General features: G+C 41.8%; 1 protein-coding gene. It reads left to right on the top strand.

From position 1 onward, the window contains the following. Positions 1-81 precede the first annotated feature (81 nt). Positions 82-1,107 (top strand): IS5 family transposase, encoded by a 1,026-nt coding sequence (locus AACR41_RS00080; RefSeq protein WP_030008353.1) that lies wholly within the window; start codon positions 82-84, stop codon positions 1,105-1,107. Positions 1,108-1,235: the final 128 nt, after the last annotated feature.

Below are 1,235 nucleotides of genomic sequence, written 5' to 3'. Positions count from 1 at the left end.
GGGGATCTCGAAAAATAGCTTGAAGCGAAGCAAGAATATGAGATCATAGATACCAAAGTATCGCCAAAGCAGTGTCTCAAGATGAGTCAATTAGGATTCTGGGATTGGGAAAAACGACATCAGTATTTGGAGGAGAAACAAGATATCCTCGTCAAGCTCAATGAATGGATTCCTTGGGAAGAATTTAGAGAGATTCTCAATCAGGTTCAACCAAAAGAGAGAAAAAGTAAGGCGGGCAGGAAAGCAATAGATCCCGTACGAATGTTCAAATTGCTGATACTGCAAAGGCTCTACAGTATTAGTGATGAAGCTCTAGAATATCAAGTCAATGACAGGCTATCATTCATGAAGTTTGTCGGTTTGGGCATCGAAGATAAAGTACCAGATGCGACAACAGTCTGGCTATTTAGACAAAAGCTAGTAGAGCAAAAGCTAGCGGCAGCACTGTTTGAGAAATTTGAAGGCTATTTGCAAAAACAAGGATATCAAGCAGAAGAAGGACAAATAATTGATGCAACACTCATCCCAGTACCGAGACAGCGCAATCGTCGGGAAGAGAATGAAGTAGTGAAATCAGGCAAAATTCCCGAAGACTGGAAAGATAAGCCCAGGAAAAAGCGACAGAAGGATTGTGATGCTCGCTGGACAAAGAAAAATCAGGAGAATCACTTTGGCTACAAGAACCACATCAATGTCGATGTGAAATATAAACTCATCAGAAAATATGCAGTGACAGCAGCTTCAGTGCATGACAGTCAAATGTTTGCGGCAGTCTTGGATGGCAGTAATAGAGGGGATGGCATCTGGGCAGACAGTGCTTACCAAATCCAAGTACGGGAAAGAGTATTAGCACTGATGGGTATGGACAGTCATATTCATGAGAAGGGGAACCGTAATCATCCCCTAAGTGAGACACAAAAAGCCAGAAATAAAGAACGCTCTCATGTCCGTTCGAGAGTGGAGCATATCTTTGGTACTTTTGTGACCTCTATGGGGGGCAAGATGGAAAGGGTGATTGGTCATGCTCGTATTGAGACACAAATTGCCCTGAAGAACTTAGCCTACAACTTCCGACGGTACGTCTACTTGCAGCAATCTTGTGCCTAAAATCAAAAAAAATGGAGGCAAATAGGGTGAATTGACAACATCATATGAGCAAATATTTTTGCTTTTATGCTGTGACTGATAGTTTTTCTCAAAGCCTATCCATTTTTTGAAAATTTCGAGGTTCCCTT

It is taken from the genome of Picosynechococcus sp. NKBG042902 (genome assembly GCF_963864045.1).
GTDB lineage: Bacteria > Cyanobacteriota > Cyanobacteriia > Cyanobacteriales > MRBY01 > MRBY01.
The sequence above is the reverse complement of the archived record's forward strand: the minus strand, read 5'-3'. Positions and strand labels throughout refer to the sequence as shown.